This is a genomic window from Pseudothioglobus sp. nBUS_23, assembly GCF_051201565.1.
Lineage (GTDB): Bacteria > Pseudomonadota > Gammaproteobacteria > PS1 > Pseudothioglobaceae > Pseudothioglobus.
This window is the reverse complement of record NZ_CP179200.1, coordinates 1466489-1486722: the sequence shown is the minus strand read 5'-3', so window position 1 is coordinate 1486722 and position 20234 is coordinate 1466489. Positions and strand designations below refer to the sequence as shown.

Here is a 20234-nt window from a genome sequence, read left to right as displayed (position 1 = left end):
TGATTATGAAAGATGCTGTTAATTATGAGGTTCATAGAGAAGTAATTTTAATTACTTTGAATCGTCCAAAAGCCAATGCAATTGATGCAAAAACAAGTCATGAGCTTGGAGATGCATTTATAAAATTTAGAGATGACAATAATCTTAGGGTGGCAATCATTACTGGAGCTGGAGATCGTTTCTTTTGTGGGGGCTGGGACTTAAAGGCAGCATCTGAGGGGGAAGCAGTTGATGCTGACTTTGGTCCTGGTGGTTTTGCAGGCCTAACAGAGTTATGGGATCTCAATAAACCTGTCATTGCTGCTGTCAATGGATTAGCAGTAGGTGGTGGGTTTGAATTGGCACTTGCTGCAGACATCATCATTGCTTCAAGTAATGCAGAATTTTTTGTACCTGAAGCTACTTTAGGAATTATTCCAGATAGCGGCGGGGTATTGAGGCTTCCTCGTCGACTACCTAAATCAGTTGCTATGGATATGCTTATGACGGGTCGAAGGATGGGTGTTGAGGAGGCAAAGCATTACGGCCTTGTTAATAGAATTTGTTCCCAAGATGATTTAATTAATCAGTCGCTTGAGTGGGCTCTTCAGATTTCAAAGTCAGCCCCACTCTCTTTAGCAGCCATAAAGTCTGTCATAAGATCAACTGAAATCATGGATTTAGAGGAAGCCTACGAATTGATGCGATCAGGAGAAATTGAAGCGTATCAGAAAATGCTTCATTCTGAGGATGCAAAGGAAGGGCCAATTGCTTTTTCAGAAAAAAGACCCCCCAAATGGAAAGGCAAATAACTTTCATCAACTGGATTGTACTAAATCATAAATGGGTATAATCAATTTTGAAACTCATTAATGCTTAAAACCATGACAAAAGTTTTTAATACGTTTATTGTGTTTGTTTTAGCTACTTTCTCTGTTGGTACTTTGGCTAATAGTGAGGGTGAAGCAATGTATGGGGCTCTAGGATGTGCAAGTTGTCATGGCGCAAATGGACGCTCAAATGACGAATCAATCCCCTCCCTAGCAGGCAAAGATGTTGAATGGATTATTCAGCAACTTGAATATTTTCAGTCGGGCGAACGTCAAAACTCATACATGAATGCGATGGCTCCAATGGCCGAGGGTTTTGAGAGATCTATTGCGGAGTATCTCTCCATCCAAGACCGGTAAAGATAGAATTTTTCTATTTAAAATTTTAACTAATTTGAGGGTTTCTTAACCCGAATTTATCACGTATAATTTCATGGAATTTTTTGGAGATTGAGAATGAAAAAAACCCTTGTTATCTTAGCTTCTTTACTAATTACTTCGCTAGTAAGTCCATCAATCGCTGCAGGAGATGCAGAAGCTGGCCAAGTTAAATCTGCTACATGTATGGGTTGTCATGGCCTGGCTGGAAATAGTACGATACCTAACTTTCCAAAGTTGGCTGGTCAAGGAGAGGCTTATTTGATCAAGCAACTTCAGTATTTTAAATCTGGTGAAAGAAATAATGCAATGATGGCTGGAGTTGCCTCGTTACTTTCTGATCAGGACATGGAAGATATTGCTGCATATTACTCAATCCAAACAATCAGTGAAAACTCCGCCAAGGGTTCAGCAGAACAAATTGAACTGGGTAGAAAAATTTATGTTGGTGGCAAAATGGAAACTCAAACGACTGCTTGTATTGCGTGTCATGGCGCCAAAGGTGAGGGTATTCCAACTGCAGGTTTCCCAGCCGTTGCAGCGCAACACGCTGAATATACTGCTTCTCAGTTAAAGGCTTTCCGTCAGTATTCAATCAATAAACAGACAGGCTCTGATGGTGTCGAGAGAGTCAATGAAATGATGAATAATGTTGCTATGGGTCTGACTAATGAAGAGATAGACGCTTTATCTCAGTATATTGCTGGTCTTCATTAAGCAGTTTTATCAGGACAGTTCTACCTAGTCCATCCTCTCAGTGTTGCCATCTACGGTCATGACTTGACCAGATATTCTGTGAGCTTGGTCAGACAAAAGAAATAGAGCCATATTGGCAATATCTTCTTTATCAACGAAAGTTTTGAGTGAAACCATCCCTTCAAAATCTTCTTTGACTTCACTAACAGGAATGTTAAGTGATTTTGCTTTTGCCTCAATCACCCTGTTAATTCTGTCTCCTGAGACCGAGCCTGGGCAGATCGCATTAACTCGTATTTTGAATTTTCCTAGTTCCATAGCTAATGACTTGGTGACTCCAATAATTGCCCACTTAGATGCAGCATATGGGGTTCTTAATGGAAATCCAAAGATACCTGCTGTTGAAGATAAGTTGACAATTGACCCACCTTTATTTTTTTTTAGAAGTGGTATAGCTTGCTTTGTAAAATAAAAATGACTATTTAAGTTAGTCTCTATAGTTTGATTCCAATCATCGACTGAAATGTTCTCCATTGTTCCAGTGGGTCCCGCAATACCAACGTTATTAATCAAGCCATCGATACTTGATAATTTGAAAGATTCAAAATAATTTTTGACTGAGTTTGCATCTCCTGCATTTACGTAGTCAACAAATAATCTGTTATTGATGAGTGGGTGTTGATTGAGTTCATCTATCTTGTCTTGATTAATATCTGATGCATAAACTGTGTACCCATTATCTAACAATGACTTAGTAATGCACCAGCCTATTCCATCTGCAGCTGCTGAAATTACAATATTTTTGTTAACAGCTTCCAATGAGGGTTTATTCAGTTTTAGTTAGTGCAACTGAGAGTTCGTCAGAGGTAATGAACCCAGTAGTCATTCCTTCTTTATCGATAACTTCAATGGTTGATCTATCTTTTAACACTTTAGGAACTATATCTTCAATAAAAGTATCCTCATCATATTTATAGGTTGAAGATGGATTGACGGATGATTTATCAAACTTGTCCAGTTTGGTCATAATAGTCCTTGCTCTGAGTACTTTAGAGCGATTAACATCCTTAACAAAAGCCTTTACGTAATCATCAGCAGGATTTAAGATAATATCTTCTGGCTTTCCTACCTGAACAAGTCTTCCGCCATTCAGAATACCAATGTGATCACCCAGCTTAAGAGATTCATCAAGATCGTGTGTGATGAAGACAATAGTTTTCTTGAGTTTAGCTTGAAGTTCGACCAATTGATTCTGCATTTCACTTCTAATGAGCGGGTCTAATGCGCTAAATGCCTCATCCATCAAAAGAATTTCAGGATTGGTTGCTAGTGCTCTTGCCAGACCAACTCTTTGCTGCATTCCACCCGATAGTTGGGCAGGATATTGATGTTCAAAGCCCTCAAGACCAACAGCCTTGATTTGACCTTGCGCAATCTCGTGTCTTTGATCTTCAGGAACTTCTTGAATCTCTAGACCATAGGCAACGTTTTCAATAATCGTCTTATGAGGAAACAATCCAAAGCGCTGGAATACCATGCTCATAGTTCTCTTTCTAAACTCTAAGATTTCTTTTTCATCCAGACTACAAACATCGATATTGTTAACAAGAACCTCACCCGCAGTTGGGTCAATGAGCCTATTAATATGTCTAATTAGAGTTGACTTTCCAGAACCAGAAAGCCCCATGCAAACAAAAATTTCACCCTCTTCAATAGAAAGGGAGACGTTATCAAGTCCAACAGTGTGTCCTGTTTCTTCCATAACCTGCTCTTTAGAGGCGCCATCTTTAACCATTGGCATAACTTGCTGAGCGTTAGGACCAAATATTTTATAAATATTGTTTATTTCAATTTTTGACATAGTAGGAAATTATTTTGGTGGTTTGTTTCTATCTTGAATCTTTTTACCGTAGGCCTGAGTAATTCTATCCAGTACAATTGCTAGAAGAACTATTGCAAGTCCAGCCTCCGTTGCTTTTCCAACGTTTAGCTGCTGAAGTCCGAGTAAAACTTCATCGCCGAGACCCCTCGTTCCAATCATAGATGCAATTACAACCATAGCCAATGCCATCATCGTGCATTGGTTAATTCCCTGCATGATATTTGGTAGAGCTAATGGAAGCTGGACACCCAATAATTTTTGTTTTTTACTGGCGCCAAACGCTTCAGCTGCTTCAATGACCTCTGTGTCTACCAAAGTGATTCCTAAGTCTGTTAGACGAACTAGTGGCGGTACTGCATAAATTACGGTCGCAATAATCGCTGGAACCGCACCAAGTCCAAAGAGCATAATCCCCGGAATAAGATAGCAAAAGCTGGGGATTGTTTGCATTAAATCGAGAACAGGTAGTATTGCATTTCGCAGTTTGTTATTTCTTGCCATTGCAATACCTAAGGGAATGCCAATAATAATACAAATTAATATTCCAATAATCATGATTGAAGTTGTTTCAATCGCCTTATCCCAAAATTTGGGATGAAGAAAACCAATAAAAAATGTACAGATTCCTACAAAAACTGTTGTCCCAAGCTTTCTTCCACTTGAGAAGAAAACAATTGCAACAACTAGGGCTATGACTAGTGGCCAAGGCAAAACAATCAAGAATTTCTTGAGTGATAAGATTGCGCCAAGAAGAAAGTCATTGATTACTTCAAAGTAAATACCATACTTTTCATTGAAAACCTTGAAGCCATCATTGATCCATTTCATTAAAGGAATATCTAACCATTTTGGCCAATCATAAAGCCAACTAGGATCAGTAATAAGTTCCATAACGCTATCAGGCTTTCTTTTCGATGAGTTGTAACTAACAACTAAAAGCCAAACAAAAATTATAGGGAACGTATAGTAGGTGAGGAATTTTTTTATCATTTTAGTTTTTCTATGAAAAAAAGAGCCCACGAGTGAGCTCTTTTTTTATATTGATACAAACTTATAGAGCTGCGGATACCTTAGCAGCGACGTCTGCTGGAACCCATGATTTCCATGTATCATCATTTGCAAGATACTCCATTGCAGTTAGCTCCATATCACCATCTGACTCATCTTCATAGAATGCAAGTAATCTGTTCACTTGCGCAGTTGGTATGCTGTAAGCTTCGATGAATGCAGTTTCAGCTGGATGAGCATCAGCCCATGAGGCAAGCACTGACTTGTCTAAAGACATGTCTCTGTACTCAACTCCACATGTTGGCTTCCATGCATCTGTGCCGTTAGCCTTGATATCTTCAACAACGACTTGCATTGATGCCCAGCACTCAGCGTTAAATGGTGGCTCTGCTAATCTTACTAGATCAACTTTACCCATTAAACCTGTTGGTGCCCAGTAGTATGTAAAGATTGGCTGCTTTTTAGCAAATGCACCAGCAATTGCAGCATCAAGAGCTCCACCTGAACCCGGATCAAAGTTAGTGTAGTATTTATCTAATCCATAAGCTTTTTGCTTAACAAGGTTAATTGTGTAGCAAGTCCAGCCGCCAATACAACTTGTCATTCTACCCATTGATGGGTTTTCAGGATCACTGAACAGAGCAGCAATTTCTGGGCTATTCATGTCTAAAACATTTGTAAGGTTGTACTTCTCAGCAGTCGCTCTATCAACATAGAATGCTTGTTGTGAGTCCGGAGTGTTAATTCCTAAGTTTCTTACTGTTCCTGCAGCTTCATGGCTATCATAAGTATCTTTAATATTGTCGTACCATAGCTCAGTTACAACATCTAGTTGCCCATCATAGTGAGCTGCCATAATTGGTGTTGTGCTTCCTTTTGTTACAGAAACGTCACACCCATAACCATGCTCTAAGATAAAACCAGCAATAGCAGTATGAATATTAGCACTACTCCAGTCAAAATCAGCTAGTCTAGCTTTTCCACAGTCCGCACTTACAACACTAGGCATAAGGCTGACAGAAATAGCTGTTACTGCTAATAATTTATTTATTAGTTTCATTTTCTCTCCTTAGTTTTAAAAATAAATCCACTAAAAAAAAGTGGATTAATTAAAGTTTAACTTAATTCACGTGATATTGAAATACTATTTTTAGAAAGTTACTATCTTTTTGTATACTTTTTTCAATTATTTGCAATTATTTGATTGATTAAAATAATAATACCAATCCTGCAAGAAAAATAAGTCCGAGAATTACCTTTTTAAATAAGTCTTCGTTTATAAATGAATAAATCTTGACTCCAATCAGAGATCCTATAATCAATGCTGGTAAAACCTTAATAAAATAATTAAAAATATCCAAATTCAAAAATCCAGCAAAATAAAAACTGACAACAGCTGCTATGCTTGTTATAAATATGAAGGGTTCATATGTGCCGCGTTGGGTATTTTTTGGAAGCCTTTGAATATTAACCCAGATTGTTGGCAGAATTCCTCCTAGTGCAGCAAATCCACCCAATACCCCGCTGATAAAGCCAATCAATTTATCAAGTGGTGGACTGCTTTTAAAGTTTATAAAAATGTTTTTACTTCTAAATTTCCAGATTGAGAAGAGTACCAATATAACCCCGACAGTGGTCTTGAAGATTGTTGGGTCAGTTAAAGTTAATATGAATAATCCGGTCGGTATTCCAAGAATACCAAAAATTACAAATGGTTTGAGTTTAGAAAAGTCTAAAGTTTTACGGAGCTTATAGATTGGAAGAGCAGAGACAAATAAACAGGAGACAATATTTAGTGAAATTGCAGCTGATGGTTCAAGAATATGAAGCCAAAAAGCGTTGAGAACAATTCCACTGCCAAACCCAGTTGCACCTTGGACAATACCTGCAAAGAATGCGCCAAAAAGCAATATAAATTGAAAAATTACTGGATCTGAAGTCAAGGTATTAAATTAGTTTATTGGATGGCTCCAAGTTTATAGATTATTTTGGTATTATTTTTTTGATTTCTATAAATTAATCATCGAAGGCACTAATATTTATCAAATGAAAGATTACGATTATATTATCGTTGGTGCAGGCTCTGCAGGCTCTGTTTTAGCAAATAGGCTTAGTGAAGATCCTGCAAATAAAGTTCTACTCATAGAGGCTGGTGGATCAGATCGTCGATTCTTTATTCAGATGCCAATTGGGTATGGCGTTACCTATCATCAAAAAACGGTTAACTGGATGTATATGACTGAGCCCAGTCCAGATGCTGACAATAAGCCAAGTTATTGGCCAAGAGGAAAGGTGATGGGCGGCTCTAGTTCAATCAATGCGATGGTCTATGTTAGAGGAAATCCAAAGGATTTTGATGAATGGTCAGAAGCTGGAAATCCAGGTTGGTCATATAAAGAGGTATTGCCCTATTTCAAGAAAATGGAGTCTTGGCAAAATGGCGCTGATAATTTTAGAGGTGGAGATGGACCTTTAAAGGTCTCTGAAGTGTCAAAACAGTTACATCCTCTTTGTGATAATTTTTTATCTGCCGCTCAAGAGATTGGTATGAAATTAAATCCTGATATGAATGGTGAGAAACAGGAGGGCGTGGGAAATTACCAGATCACAACTCACAAGGGGCAGCGAATGTCTTCCTCAAGAGCCTACTTGTGGCCAATAAATCATCGCTCTAATCTCACTGTTTTAAAGAAAGCCCTTGTAACTAAGGTGCTCATTAGAGACAAAAAGGCTTACGGAGTCAAATACTTAAAATCAGGTAAGACTCATGAGTTGCTAGCATCGCGTGAAGTGATATTGAGCGCCGGATCTATTAACTCTCCACAACTCCTTCAGCTCTCTGGAGTCGGACCAAAAAAAATCTTAGAGCAAGTGTCGGTTCCATTAGTTTATGATAGTCCTGCAGTTGGAGAAAATCTTCAGGATCATCTCGGTGTTAGCTATTTTTATAAAAGTAAGGTGCCTACTTTGAATGACCAGTTAAGACCGGTTCTTGGTAAGATTTATCAGGGGCTTCGATATATATTTTCAAGGAGGGGTCCTCTCAGTCTCAGTGTCAACCAGTCTGGTGGATTCATTCGCACAAGCGATAATCTTAAAAAACCAAACATCCAGCTTTATTTTTCGCCAGTCAGTTACTCGTTGGAGTCTCCAGATAAGCGTGCAATGATGAGTCCGGATCCATTTTCAGCAATGCTTCTTGGAATTTCAAATTGTAGTCCGAGATCCAGGGGCAGCGTGCATCTTAGAAGTAGTGACCCATCAAGTCCACCCATCATCAAGCCCAACTATCTCTCCAATGAGAGTGATGTCAAAGACTTATTAGAGGGTGTTAAGATTTTAAGAAAGCTAGTCAGAACTGAAAGCTTTAGACCAGTAATTGGAGAGGAGTTTCGACCAGGTCCTCAGTGCCAGACAGATGAGCAAATGATTCAGCACATTAAGGATACCGTTTGGACTGTATTTCATCCATCAAGTACTTGTAGAATGGGCCATGATCCAAAAAGTAATGTTGTTGATAGTAATCTTAAAGTCTACGGTATTGAAGGTTTGAGAGTTGCGGATGCGTCAATATTTCCGAGCTTAGTCTGTGGTAATATTAATGCGGCAACTATTATGGTTGGTGAAAAAGCATCCGATCTTATTTTGAAGGACCAAAAAGGAAAGAATGAAGATAGTCAGTATTGAAACATTTACTAACGAATACGTTGGATTAGTTCGATTAAGAACTGATGAGGGTGACGAAGGTTGGGGGCAAACTTCAACCTATAATAGTGAGATAACTGCTCAGGTTCTTCATCTACAAGTTGCTCCCCATGTTTTGGGAATGAGTGGGCGTGACATCTCAGAAGTCAACAGAGAGGTTTTGGAGAGGGAGCACAAGTTTCCAGGCACTTATCTGTATAGGGCGCTAAGCGGCGTAGACACTGCGCTATGGGATATTAAAGGTAAAAGAGCAAAAAAAAGTGTCTGTCAACTTATTGGTGGGAGTCCTAGTTCAATTCCAGTCTATGCCTCTAGTATGCAGCGTGAGATTTCCCCTGAAGCTGAGGCTCAGAGGCTTCTTGAGTTGAAAGAAAAGCATGGCTACAATGCGTTTAAGTTCAGAATTGGTAAAGAGTGCGGTCATGATGAAGACCAATGGCCAGGTCGAACTGAATCAGTTGTCAAAGAGGTTAGGAAAGTTTTAGGAGACAAAGCGACCTTGCTTGTCGATGCCAACAGTGCTTATACTCCAAAAAAAGCAATTGAGGTGGGGCACATGCTCCAGGACTATGGTGTCAGTCATTTTGAAGAGCCATGTCCCTATTGGAAGCCAGACTGGACGAGTGAAGTTTCTGACGCGCTTGATATTGATGTTAGTGGCGGTGAGCAGGATAATGACATGAGGGTTTGGAGGCATATGATAGATACTGGGGTTGTTGATATTATCCAACCCGATGTCTGTTATTTAGGAGGCATTACTAGAACATTAGAGGTTGCTAAAATGGCTGAAAAAAAGAAGATTCCAGTCACTCTTCATGCTGCCAATCTCTCTCTAGTGACGCTGTTTTCAGCACACATTATGGGATCAATTAAAAATCCAGGAAAGTACCTAGAATTCTCTATTGAGGGTCTTGATTATTATCCTTGGCAGGACAATATTTTTACTCCAGATTTTAAGATTGCGAAAGGTAACTTAGAGATCTCTCATAAACCAGGCTGGGGAATTGAAATAAATCAGGATTGGCTATCTTGTTCAAAACATCAAGTCAGCTTTGCTGGCTCTCGCTTCTAAAATACCGTACACACATATTTCCACGTCTTAAGTGCACTTTTTTTTGAGCACTAAAATACTGTATAATTTGCCTTTTTTTAACATGTTACGGATTTAGAAATAGATGAAGACATCACTCAACACACTCGACGGGCTTAAAAGATCCCTTACAGTTGAATTACCAGTAGACACGTTCAACGACAAGACAGAAAAAATTATCAAGAGTCTAGCAACTAAGGTTCGTATTGATGGCTTTAGAAAAGGCAAAATTCCTGCAAATATTCTGCGCCAAAGATTTGGGGCAAGTGCTAAATCAGATGCTGCAACTGAAATGGTTAGTGAGACCCTTGAGGATGCTCTAAAGGATGCGGACGTAGTTCCAGCAGCGCAGCCTTCACTCACAAATGTTGATACTGAAAATTCTGAGAGTTTAATTTACACAATAGAATTTGAAGTCTATCCTGAGATTAAAGTAAACACTTTGTCCAGTCTAAAAATTGACCAGGTAACCTCAAAAGTGACTGAAGAGGATGAAGAGCGTGCGTTGCAAGATCTTCAAGACAGGTCAACTGAATATAAGAGCGTTAAGCGTAAATCAAAAGAAGGAGATCGATTAGTTATAGACTTTGAAGGACTCATGGATGGTGAATCTTTTGAGGGCGGAGCTGCCGAAGGATTTGAAATTGTATTAGGAAGAGGCACAATGATCGATGGCTTTGAAAAAGGCCTTATTGATATTGCTCCAGGTAAAACAGTTGAGGTTAATGCAACATTTCCAGAAGACTATCACGTTGAGAATTTAGCTGGTAGAGAGGCTGTTTTTAAAGTTAAGGTCAATGAAGTTGGATCCCCTATTGAGCTCAAAAGGGATGACGAGTTTGCTAAGAAATTTGGTGAAAAAGACTTTGAAACAATGAAGACAAGAATGACTAGCCAAATGAAAATGGAGTTGGAATCACGACTTGTCCAGCAAAATAAAGATACTGCTTTTTCAGCTCTACTAGAGGCAAATGATTTTGAGGTGCCTGAGGGGAGTGTTTCTTCAGAGGCTTTAAGACTTCAGCAAGATATGGAGTCACGCATGGAGCAGCAAGGAATGCCTTCAAAAGGTAAACTTCCTGTAGAGATGTTTAATGAGGAAGCTGCAAGAAGGGTAAAGCTTGGCTTACTGATTAATAAAATTGCAACTGATTCAGAAATAACGGCTGAGAAAGACTTAGTTGATGCTAAACTAAATGAAATGTCGCTTCAATATGGCGAGAGTGCTCAGCAGATGATCGATTGGTACAACACTGACCCTTCACGTTTGGCCAATATTGAGTCAATAGTTGTGGAAGATCTTGTAGCAAAGCATATTGCGGATGAGGCAAAAGTTACCTCAACTGAAAAAAACTTTTTAGAAATAATGAATACTCAAAATTAATATGACAATTCAAAATTTAAATCAAATTCCAATGGTTGTTGAAAGCTCAGGCAGAGGTGAGAGAGCTTACGATATCTATTCAAGACTTTTAAAAGAACGCGTAGTTTTTCTTGTTGGGCCTGTTGAGGATTACACTGCAAATGTGGTTGTGGCTCAGCTACTATTCTTGGAATCTGAGAATCCAGACAAAGATATTCACCTATACATTAATTCTCCAGGAGGCTCAGTTACTGCTGGTTTGGCTATATACGATACAATGCAGTTCATCAAGCCTGATATATCAACTTTATGTATCGGACAAGCTGCGAGTATGGGTGCGTTACTTCTTACTGCTGGCGCAAAGGGCAAAAGGTTTGCTCTGCCCCACGCAAGATGCATGATTCATCAGCCTTTAGGTGGATTTTCTGGGCAGGCTAGTGATATTGATATTCATGCTCAAGAAATTCTTAAGGTGAGAGATAATCTGAATTCAATTCTTAAAGAGCATACAGGTCAAAGTTTAAAAAATATTCAAAAAGATACAGATCGTGATAATTTTATGTCTGCTTCTGAATCTGCTAAATATGGACTCATTGATAAAGTTATTAATAAACGTTAATAAAGTAAACTAATGGATCAAAACACTGAAGATCTAAGTTGTTCATTCTGTTCTAAAAATAAGGATGAGGTTTCTCGTCTCATAGCTGGTCCTGGTGTCTATATTTGTGACGAATGTATTGACTCTTGCTATAACCTAATTCAAGAGCAATCTATTAAGGACAAAAAAGATCAACATCAGGATTGGAATTACACACCTAAAGATTTATTTAACTCACTTAATGAGTATGTCATTGGCCAGTCTCATGCTAAAAAGGTTTTATCCGTTGCAGTATACAATCACTATAAAAGGCTTAAATCTAATTACGTATCAAATGATGTCGAACTTGATAAATCCAATATATTACTAATAGGTCCTACTGGAAGCGGAAAAACTCTCTTGGCTCAATCTTTGGCAAGATTTTTAGACGTGCCTTTTGCGGTGGCAGATGCAACAACATTAACGGAAGCTGGTTATGTAGGAGATGACGTAGAAAATGTAATCAAGAGTCTGCTATCGAAGTGTGATTTTGATCCAGAAAGGGCAGAACAAGGCATCATATTTATTGATGAAATTGATAAAATCTCACGTCGTTCAGACTCACCATCAATTACAAGAGATGTTTCTGGGGAAGGTGTTCAACAGGCCATGCTTAAATTAATTGAGGGCACTATAGCTTCAGTTCCTCCTCAGGGCGGAAGAAAACATCCCAATCAGGAAACCATCGATGTGGATACATCTAAAATCTTATTTATTTGTGGCGGAGCATTTGATGGACTCGGAAAGGTTATTGATAGGCGTGTAGAAAAAGCTACTGGAATAGGCTTTTCTGCCAATGTCAAAGATGAGGGTGATAAAAAGACTTTGACTGAACTTTACAAATTCTTGGAGCCTGACGATTTAATAAAGTTTGGACTTATTCCTGAACTGGTTGGTCGTTTAGCTGTCCATACTTCACTTGATGAGCTTGATGAAGAGGCTTTGATAGAGATTCTAACCAAGCCAAAAAATTCAGTCGTTAAACAGTTTCAACAATTTTTTGCAATTGAGGGCGTTAAGCTTTCTATCAGAAAAAATGCTCTAGTTGCAATTGCTAGATTGGCGCTCAAAAGAAAAACTGGTGCAAGAGGCCTCAGAGCAATCATGGAGGATTTGCTTCTTGAAACAATGTACGAAATACCATCTGCTTCTTCTGTAAAGGAGGTTGTTATAGATAAAGCGGTCGTCGAAGGTTTAAAGCAGCCTGTCATTCTTCATGAGTCAAATAGCAAGAAAACTAATATTCGAAAAGCAAGTTGAAGATTTTTTAGCTCTTATATGATTAAACTTTAAATATGTCTACGGATTTGTTTGACCGCCAGAAAGATGCAGTTGGTCAAGGTGAACGAACAATCCTTGTTCACATTGAACTCACTTCAGGTAGCCATTCAAATGGTAGCGTAGATGAATTTCAGCAACTTGCTGAATCATCTGGTTTAAATATTGTTGAAACATTAACAATCAAAAGAAGCTTTACAAAGGCGCAGTTTTTTATTGGGACAGGTAAAGTTGATGAGCTTGCATCACTTGTTAGTGAAAATGAAATTGAGCTTGTAATTTTCTCACTACAGTTGTCTCCATCCCAAGAACGAAACTTAGAAAAAGCATTAAAGTGCCAAGTGATGGATAGAACTGGCCTTATTCTTGATATCTTTGCATTAAGAGCGAGCTCATTTGAAGGAAAGCTACAAGTTGAACTAGCCCAATTAAAGCATCTTTCAACACGACTTGTCAGAGGTTGGACACACTTAGAAAGACAAAAAGGTGGTATTGGGCTTCGAGGGCCTGGCGAAACGCAGTTAGAAACTGATAAACGGTTAATCTCATTGAGAATTAAAAATATCAATAAGCGCCTCTCGAAAGTCCATAAACAGCACGATCTAGGACGAAAATCAAGAGTCAAAAATCAGCTACCTATGATTTCTCTTGCAGGTTATACCAATGCTGGAAAGTCGACTCTATTTAATCTATTAACTAAAGCCCAGGTTTATGCTGATGATAAGTTGTTTGCTACGTTAGATTCTACAATCAGAAGAGTTATGTTGCCAGCATCTGGAGAGGCAGTTATTGCTGATACAGTTGGATTTATTCAAGACTTGCCCCATGAACTCATAGAAGCTTTCAAATCAACTTTGGAGGAAACGCGCCAGGCTAATGTGCTTCTTCATGTCGTTGATGCTTCCGACCCAAATAGTAGAGATAAAATTGAGCAAGTTGAGGAAATTATAGAACAAATTGATGCTGAAGAAATTCCGAGAATCATCGTTATGAATAAGATCGATGGTATCAATGATTTTCAGCCAAGAATAGATAAAGACAATGAAGGTAACATCTATCGTGTATGGCTTTCAGCGCATACAGGTGAAGGAATTGATCTTCTATATGAGGCGCTCTCACAAAGTCTAAGTGGGATGATGACTTTTGCAAGCATTAAGCTAGATGTTCAGTCAGCTTACATCAGAAGTGAAATCCACAGAGTGGGGTTTATAAAAAAGGAAATAATGAATGAATTTGGCCAATGGCTACTTGAAATTAACGTTACGAGTCACTATCTAGAAAGATTATTAGATAAGCAAGGTGTTTCATTATTATGGAAGCAGAATTCCCAGCAGAGTCAAACGGCATAGTTAAGCAATCAATACCTCTTCTCCCGCTGAGAGATGTTGTAGTTTTCCCCCATACAGTTATTCCTCTATTCATCGGGAGAAAGTCCTCAGTAAAGGCTATTACTCAAGCCATGGAAGCAGATAAAAATGTATTCTTGGCAACGCAAAAAGACGAAACTATAGAAGAGCCAACCAACGACGAGCTGCATAAAGTTGGTACACTTGCTACAATCCTCCAGCTACTGAAGTTGCCAGATGGAACGATAAAGGTTTTGGTTGAAGGAGTTAAGCGAGGCAAAATTGAAGAGTTTGTTGATTTAGGCGAGTATACCGAGGTTGTCCTAAGTGATTGTACCCTTAGCTTTGATGACGATACTGAGATTAAGGCAATGATGCGTCTGGCCTTAGAAAATTTTGAAAAATATATCAAACTAAGTAAAAAAATTCCTGAAGAGGTTTACAAGGTTCTTAAAGAAATAACTGATATTGAGAGATTCAGTGATGTCATTATTGCAAATTTAAGTCTTAAGGTTGAAGAGAAGCAAAGTCTTCTTGAGAGTGGGCTTGCAAAAGATCGCCTTGAGGCTATTCTTTCTATACTTGAGGGCGAGCTAGATGTTCTAGGTGCTGAACAAAAGATTCAAAATAGGGTTCGCAAGCAAATGGAGTCTAACCAGAGAGATTATTATTTGAATGAACAAATGAAGTCCATTCAAAAGGAGCTTGGAACGCTGGATGACGAAAATGAAATTGAGGAGCTCCAAAATAATATCAATAAGGCAAAGATGCCTAAAGAGGCAAAAAACAAAGCACAAAGTGAGCTGAATAAACTCCAAAGAATGTCTTCTCAGTCATCCGATGCATCAATCATAAGAACTTATATTGAAAATCTATGCTCTGTCCCATGGAGTAAAAAAACAAAAACAAATAAGGACTTAGTGAGAGCCCAAAAGATTCTTGATGAAGATCACTATGGGTTAGATAAGGTCAAAGAAAGAATTATGGAGCATCTTGCTGTTCAGAGCAGAGTGACTCACAACAAGGCAAACATATTGTGTTTGGTTGGTCCTCCGGGAGTTGGTAAAACTTCCTTGGGAGAGTCGATTGCAAAATCCGTCAATCGCAAGTATGTCAGAATGGCTCTTGGCGGTGTCAGAGATGAGGCAGAAATCCGAGGCCATAGAAGAACTTATATTGGCGCGATGCCTGGCTCTATTGTTCAAAAAATGCAGAAGGTCAATGTTAAAAATCCATTATTTTTGCTTGATGAGATAGACAAAATGGCTTCAGATTTTAGAGGTGACCCAAGCTCAGCTATGTTAGAGGTATTGGACCCAGAGCAAAATCATACATTTAATGACCACTACTTAGAGGTTGACTATGATTTATCTCAAGTAATGTTTGTAGCAACTGCAAACTCCTTGAATCTTCCTGAAGCCTTGATAGATAGAATGGAAATAATTCAGCTCTCTGGCTACACTGAAGATGAGAAGCTTGAGATTGCCAAAAGACACTTAATTGCTAAGCAAATGAAAAATAATGGGATTAAGAGCTCTGAAATAGTTTTTAAAGATTCTGCAATTATGGATATTATTCGCTATTACACTCGTGAAGCAGGTGTAAGAAACCTTGACCGAGAGATTGGAAGTATTTGCAGAAAAGTGATTAAAGATGTCACTTTGAAAAAACGCAAAACAAAAGCAATTATTAACTCGAAAAGCCTTCCCAAATTCTTAGGAATGAAGAAATTCAGATTTGGGCTTGCCGAGGAGCATAACCAAATCGGAGAGGTTACTGGTTTAGCTTGGACATCAGTTGGTGGAGATTTGTTAACTATTGAGGCTTCTTCCTACAAAGGAAAAGGTAAGCTAAATTACACTGGACAGCTTGGTGATGTTATGAAGGAGTCTATCCAAGCAGCTATGTCTGTTACTAGATTGAGGGCCGACTCCCTAGGAATCTCTAATGATTTTCATGAAAAGTTGGACATTCATATCCATGTTCCTGATGGCTCCACTCCAAAAGATGGTCCTAGCGCTGGTGCTGCAATGTGCACCGCTTTAGTTTCAGTTCTAACAGGCAGAAAAGTAAAAGCTGCTGTTGCAATGACCGGAGAGATAACGCTTCGAGGTGAAATCACACCAATCGGAGGGCTCAAAGAAAAGCTTCTTGCAGCAATGAGAGGCGGTATTAAAACCGTGATTATTCCTGAAGATAACGAACGAGAATTATCTGAAGTTCCTGAAAAAATTAAAAGTAAGCTTGAGATTATTAAAGTTAAATGGATTGATCAGGTTCTAGATATTGCTCTTGAAAAAGAATAAGTCAAAGTAAATACTTTGGATTAACTTTTAGACTGTTTTTGCTTGCTTAAACTTCTTTTCAAGTTTCATAGCTAGCATAGCAGATGGGATTGATACAATTAAAAAGAATATTCCAACCAAAGTCATTGGTTCAAGATAAGTATAGTGACTATTACTATATTGGTCAGCAGCCCTAAATAATTCAACAACTGTTATTGCGGCAAGTAAAGGTGTTTCTTTAAACATTGTTATCAAGTAGTTCGCAAGTGGGGGAATCATTGGAGGTATTGCTTGAGGAAGAATAATATTTTTCCATGTTTGAACTGGGCTGTAGTTGAGGGATTTAGCAGCTTCCCATTGTCCTTTAGGAACATTATCAATGCCAGCCCTAAAGACTTCTGATGTATATGTGCTAAAGTGAATACCAAGAACTATTACGCCACATGTAAATGCCTCAAGGAAAATTCCAAAGTCAGGTAGGACATAAAACACAACATAGAGCTGAACAAGAATTGGCGTTCTTCTTACAAACTCAGTAACCCAATATAAAGAGATACGCGTGAACTTGCTTTTAGACATTTTTAAAATCGCTATCCCCAAACCCAAAACATAAGCTAGAAGGGATGCAACAATTGTTGCTTGAATCGTTACAACAAGTCCATCAGCCAGTTGCGGTAAAACTGCGAATGCGTGATCCCAATTCCATTCCATGACTACTTATCTCCTGCAGTCATAATATTTCGGCCTTTAGAGAATTTTTTAGCAATCAGGTCTACCATCTTGACCAGGATTGAGGCAATAACAAAGTATATGACAAGTATTAATAGAAAGGGCTCTAAAGTAAGGGCAGTCTGAACTCTAATAATTTGAGCCATGAATGTTAGATCAGAGATAGTAATAAGAGATGCAACTGCTGTTAACTTCAGTAACTCAATGAGAAGGTTACCAAATGTAGGGATCATAATTGGAATAGCCTGAGGAATTATCACATATCTATATTTCTTGAAAACAGAATAATTTAAAGCTTGTGAAGCCTCATGCTGTTCTTTTCCAACAGCTAGTATCGCGCCTCTAACTACTTCGGATCCATAGGCTCCAACATTTAGTCCACAAGCAACAACTCCAGCAGTGAGAGCATCAAAATATATACCCCACATTGGAAGTACAAAGTAGATAAAGAACATTTGTACAAGAGCTGAACTGCCTCTAAAGAATTCCAGATAAATGATTGCAATCACTCTAACCGATTTGAATTTAGAGATTCTTGCTAGCCCTACAATGAATGAAATAACTAGAGCTAAAATAGCACCTAGCACTGTTAATTGGATCGTTGTAATCGTTCCTTCAATCAGTATTGGGTAGAAATTTAAGACTTCATTCATAAAAAAAAATTCTAAAAAAAACCTGCCCTGTAATTAATTACAGGGCAGATTAGGTTGTTAAGTAAATTCTAAATAAACCTGCCCTGAAGAGATTACAGGGAAGATAAATTATAAAATAAATTTACATTCCATCTGGACATTGCGTCAAGTAGGATTTACTGGCAGTTGCTTCTGCTGAGAAACCATAAGGTTCTATTATAGCCGCAAATTCACCAGTAGCTTTTAGCATAGCTAAAGCCATATTGTATTCAGATCTAAACTCTAAATCATCCTTGTTAAATGCTGCACCAGCACAACCCATTGGAACGCCTGTAACAGGCATTACCAATTCAAGATTTGGATCATTAGTTTTATTCAGTAGATCTGCTGTACCTAAACCTGATAGAGCAAATACATCAACTCTTCCTTGTTGAAGCATCTTAATACCACTTGGAGGAGCATCAAAATAAACAATTTGATCAGCGCTAACACCACGCTCTAATGCGTATTTTTCTTCAGCACAACCAGCACAAGTAGTCATCTTTAATGAAGGATTAGCGGCAATATCTTCATAAGTTAATAGATTGTTTGGATTGCCCGCTGGAACTGCAAAAGCTTCAGCACCACAAAGATCAGGCTCAGAATAAATGATTGACTCACATCTGCCAGGCTTTATATAAAGACCTGAAGTAGCCATATCTACTCTTCTTGCTTGAAGAGCTGGAATCATAGCACCATACATAATAACTTCAGCTTTAAGGTCTGGAACCCCTAGGACATTAAGAACAGCGCGAGCAACATCAGGTGCAGCGCCAGTCACGTATCCATCCGACTTAATATCAGAGTAAGGTGGCTCATTAGCAACAGCTACTGTTGCATAGCCTTGCTTCTTAAGTCTTTTTAAAGTATCAGATTCAGCATATGAAACTTGCGTAAAACCCAATACAATAAAAAAACATGTAAATAATGAAATTATTTTTTTCATATCTTTCTCCTTTTTATTATTGTTTTGGAAAATAAAGTTTAACACCATCATTAAGACTAAAATTATTTTTAATTTACATATATTTGCGTAAATTATGCAATATTAATAATTATTCAATTTAATTATGCGATAATTCGCCATTATGAATAACATCAATAAATTAGATAGCTTTGATTTCAAAATACTTAATGCAGTTCAAGTAAATAACAGAGTAACTTCAGCAGAATTAGCTAGAGAAGTAGGATTATCATCTTCGGCCTGTCAAAGAAGATTAAATTCATTACGTAAAGCTTGCATTATTGAGAGGGATGTCTCTGTACTTAATCGTAATAAACTCAACAGAAAAATTACAATAATTGTTCAAATACTAAGTGACATAGAAGGCGCTGAACATGATAAAGAGTTCAAGAAATCAATGTTGAGCGCACCAGAGGTTATGCAGTGTTACTATGTTACAGGTGATTATGACTACGTTGTGATAGCAACCTTTAATGAAATGGGAGATTATGAAGAATTTACAAAGAAATATTTCTTAAAAGATCCAAACATCAAGCGCTTTAACTCCATGGTAGTTATGAATAAAGTAAAGGAGAATTTATCTATTCCTATTAATTGATATTATTGATAAACTTTTTAAGAAATTCCCTCGTCCTTTTCTCTTTTGGATTCGAGAAAAGGCTCTCAGGTTTGCCTGACTCAACAATCTGACCACCATCAAAAAATAAAACTCTATCTGCAAATTCTTGGGCAAAATTCATTTCATGGGTTACAGTGAGCATTGTTGTATCTGAGTCAGAGGCAAGTTTTCGTAGCACTGTTAAAACTTCATCTACAAGTTCTGGATCCAATGCTGATGTTACCTCATCAAACAACATAATCTTTGGATCCATTGCAAGCGCTCTAGCAATTGCTACACGCTGCTGTTGGCCCCCCGATAGCTGGTGCGGATAATGATCTTTTTTATCACTTAGACCAACCAAACTAAACAACTCTTCAGCTTTTTCTTTAGCCTCAGCATCAGTTTTTTTCTTAATTAAAGTTTGAGGTTGCTGTACGTTTTCAATGGCAGTTAAATGTGGAAATAAATTGAATTGTTGAAAGACCATTCCAATATGATCACGCATTTTGTGTAAATGTGTTTCAGATGCAGGAATAATTTTTCCATCACTCTTTTCATGCCATAAATACTCATCGTTGACCGATACAAAACCATCATCGATTGTCTCTAAAGTCATCAAAATTCTCAAGATTGTAGTCTTGCCGGAACCACTTGGCCCTATAAGTGCTAATTTTTCACCATCTTTAACTTCTAGGTTGAGATTCTTTAAAACTTGTAAGTCACCAAAAGATTTAGAAACATTTTCAAACTCTATAATATTTTCCATTGCCTTAATTGTAGTTAAATAAAATT

At 38.1% G+C, this 20234-nt stretch carries 20 protein-coding genes; 11 read left to right on the top strand and 9 right to left on the bottom strand.

Going from position 1 to position 20234, the window contains the following annotated elements:
* Window positions 1-5 precede the first annotated feature (5 nt).
* From ACMAZA_RS07580 to ACMAZA_RS07570, 3 genes are all read left to right on the top strand, one after another.
* A complete protein-coding gene (locus ACMAZA_RS07580; RefSeq protein WP_435188398.1) occupies window positions 6-791 on the top strand; it encodes a carnitinyl-CoA dehydratase in 786 nt (261 codons plus the stop codon).
* Window positions 792-863: 72 nt separating this feature from the next.
* A complete protein-coding gene (locus ACMAZA_RS07575; RefSeq protein WP_435188397.1) occupies window positions 864-1169 on the top strand; it encodes a c-type cytochrome in 306 nt (101 codons plus the stop codon).
* A 96-nt stretch (window positions 1170-1265) separates the two neighbouring features.
* Window positions 1266-1904 (top strand): c-type cytochrome, encoded by a 639-nt coding sequence (locus ACMAZA_RS07570; protein WP_435188395.1) that lies wholly within the window; start codon window positions 1266-1268, stop codon window positions 1902-1904.
* A 24-nt stretch (window positions 1905-1928) separates the two neighbouring features.
* Here ACMAZA_RS07570 and ACMAZA_RS07565 read toward each other — a convergent pair whose 3' ends face one another.
* From ACMAZA_RS07565 to ACMAZA_RS07545, 5 genes are all read right to left on the bottom strand, one after another.
* On the bottom strand, window positions 1929-2702 hold the full coding sequence (locus ACMAZA_RS07565) for an SDR family oxidoreductase (protein WP_435188393.1): 774 nt from the start codon (window positions 2700-2702) through the stop codon (window positions 1929-1931).
* Between the two features lie 7 nt (window positions 2703-2709).
* A complete protein-coding gene (locus ACMAZA_RS07560; RefSeq protein WP_435188391.1) occupies window positions 2710-3744 on the bottom strand; it encodes a quaternary amine ABC transporter ATP-binding protein in 1035 nt (344 codons plus the stop codon).
* Between the two features lie 9 nt (window positions 3745-3753).
* Window positions 3754-4656, bottom strand: a complete 903-nt coding sequence (locus ACMAZA_RS07555; RefSeq protein ID WP_435190491.1) for an ABC transporter permease — start codon at window positions 4654-4656, stop codon at window positions 3754-3756.
* Window positions 4657-4816: 160 nt separating this feature from the next.
* Complete coding sequence (locus tag ACMAZA_RS07550) at window positions 4817-5833, bottom strand: glycine betaine ABC transporter substrate-binding protein (RefSeq protein WP_435188389.1); 1017 nt, start codon at window positions 5831-5833, stop codon at window positions 4817-4819.
* A 148-nt stretch (window positions 5834-5981) separates the two neighbouring features.
* Window positions 5982-6716 carry a sulfite exporter TauE/SafE family protein gene (locus ACMAZA_RS07545; protein WP_435188387.1) on the bottom strand — a complete coding sequence of 245 codons (735 nt, stop codon included), beginning with the start codon at window positions 6714-6716 and terminating at the stop codon, window positions 5982-5984.
* Window positions 6717-6819: 103 nt separating this feature from the next.
* On the opposite strand from ACMAZA_RS07545, the gene ACMAZA_RS07540 reads away from it, so the two are divergent.
* The 7 genes from ACMAZA_RS07540 to lon all read left to right on the top strand — a co-directional run bounded on the left by ACMAZA_RS07540 (window position 6820) and on the right by lon (window position 16498).
* Window positions 6820-8460 carry a GMC family oxidoreductase gene (locus ACMAZA_RS07540; protein ID WP_435188385.1) on the top strand — a complete coding sequence of 547 codons (1641 nt, stop codon included), beginning with the start codon at window positions 6820-6822 and terminating at the stop codon, window positions 8458-8460.
* Window positions 8441-9550, top strand: coding sequence for a mandelate racemase/muconate lactonizing enzyme family protein (locus tag ACMAZA_RS07535; RefSeq protein WP_435188383.1), 1110 nt, complete (start codon window positions 8441-8443; stop codon window positions 9548-9550). Before ACMAZA_RS07540 ends, ACMAZA_RS07535 begins: the two co-directional genes overlap by 20 nt.
* A gap of 103 nt (window positions 9551-9653) precedes the next feature.
* Window positions 9654-10952 carry a trigger factor gene (gene tig, locus ACMAZA_RS07530; RefSeq protein WP_435188381.1) on the top strand — a complete coding sequence of 433 codons (1299 nt, stop codon included), beginning with the start codon at window positions 9654-9656 and terminating at the stop codon, window positions 10950-10952.
* A 1-nt stretch (window position 10953) separates the two neighbouring features.
* On the top strand, window positions 10954-11550 hold the full coding sequence (clpP, locus tag ACMAZA_RS07525) for an ATP-dependent Clp endopeptidase proteolytic subunit ClpP (RefSeq protein ID WP_435188379.1): 597 nt from the start codon (window positions 10954-10956) through the stop codon (window positions 11548-11550).
* Window positions 11551-11562: 12 nt separating this feature from the next.
* Window positions 11563-12828, top strand: a complete 1266-nt coding sequence (gene clpX / locus ACMAZA_RS07520; protein ID WP_435188377.1) for an ATP-dependent Clp protease ATP-binding subunit ClpX — start codon at window positions 11563-11565, stop codon at window positions 12826-12828.
* 35 nt (window positions 12829-12863) lie between these two features.
* Entirely contained in the window at window positions 12864-14195 is a 1332-nt protein-coding gene (hflX, locus tag ACMAZA_RS07515; RefSeq protein WP_435188375.1) for a ribosome rescue GTPase HflX, read from the top strand.
* Window positions 14159-16498 (top strand): endopeptidase La, encoded by a 2340-nt coding sequence (gene lon, locus ACMAZA_RS07510; RefSeq protein WP_435188373.1) that lies wholly within the window; start codon window positions 14159-14161, stop codon window positions 16496-16498. The genes hflX and lon overlap by 37 nt, the downstream gene beginning before the upstream one ends.
* Before the next feature lie 27 nt (window positions 16499-16525).
* Here lon and ehuD read toward each other — a convergent pair whose 3' ends face one another.
* The 3 genes from ehuD to ehuB form a co-directional block, all read right to left on the bottom strand.
* Window positions 16526-17188 (bottom strand): ectoine/hydroxyectoine ABC transporter permease subunit EhuD, encoded by a 663-nt coding sequence (gene ehuD / locus ACMAZA_RS07505; protein ID WP_435188371.1) that lies wholly within the window; start codon window positions 17186-17188, stop codon window positions 16526-16528.
* A gap of 2 nt (window positions 17189-17190) precedes the next feature.
* Entirely contained in the window at window positions 17191-17859 is a 669-nt protein-coding gene (gene ehuC / locus ACMAZA_RS07500) for an ectoine/hydroxyectoine ABC transporter permease subunit EhuC (protein ID WP_435188370.1), read from the bottom strand.
* A 121-nt stretch (window positions 17860-17980) separates the two neighbouring features.
* Window positions 17981-18823 carry an ectoine/hydroxyectoine ABC transporter substrate-binding protein EhuB gene (gene ehuB / locus ACMAZA_RS07495; RefSeq protein WP_435188368.1) on the bottom strand — a complete coding sequence of 281 codons (843 nt, stop codon included), beginning with the start codon at window positions 18821-18823 and terminating at the stop codon, window positions 17981-17983.
* 142 nt (window positions 18824-18965) lie between these two features.
* Between ehuB and ACMAZA_RS07490 the strand changes: the two genes are divergently transcribed.
* On the top strand, window positions 18966-19439 hold the full coding sequence (locus ACMAZA_RS07490; protein WP_435188366.1) for an Lrp/AsnC family transcriptional regulator: 474 nt from the start codon (window positions 18966-18968) through the stop codon (window positions 19437-19439).
* Here ACMAZA_RS07490 and ehuA read toward each other — a convergent pair.
* The gene (gene ehuA, locus ACMAZA_RS07485) at window positions 19432-20208 is read right to left on the bottom strand and encodes an ectoine/hydroxyectoine ABC transporter ATP-binding protein EhuA (RefSeq protein WP_435188364.1); all 777 of its coding nucleotides are present in this window, start codon (window positions 20206-20208) and stop codon (window positions 19432-19434) included. The two genes, ACMAZA_RS07490 and ehuA, sit on opposite strands and share 8 nt — an antisense overlap.
* Window positions 20209-20234 lie beyond the last annotated feature (26 nt).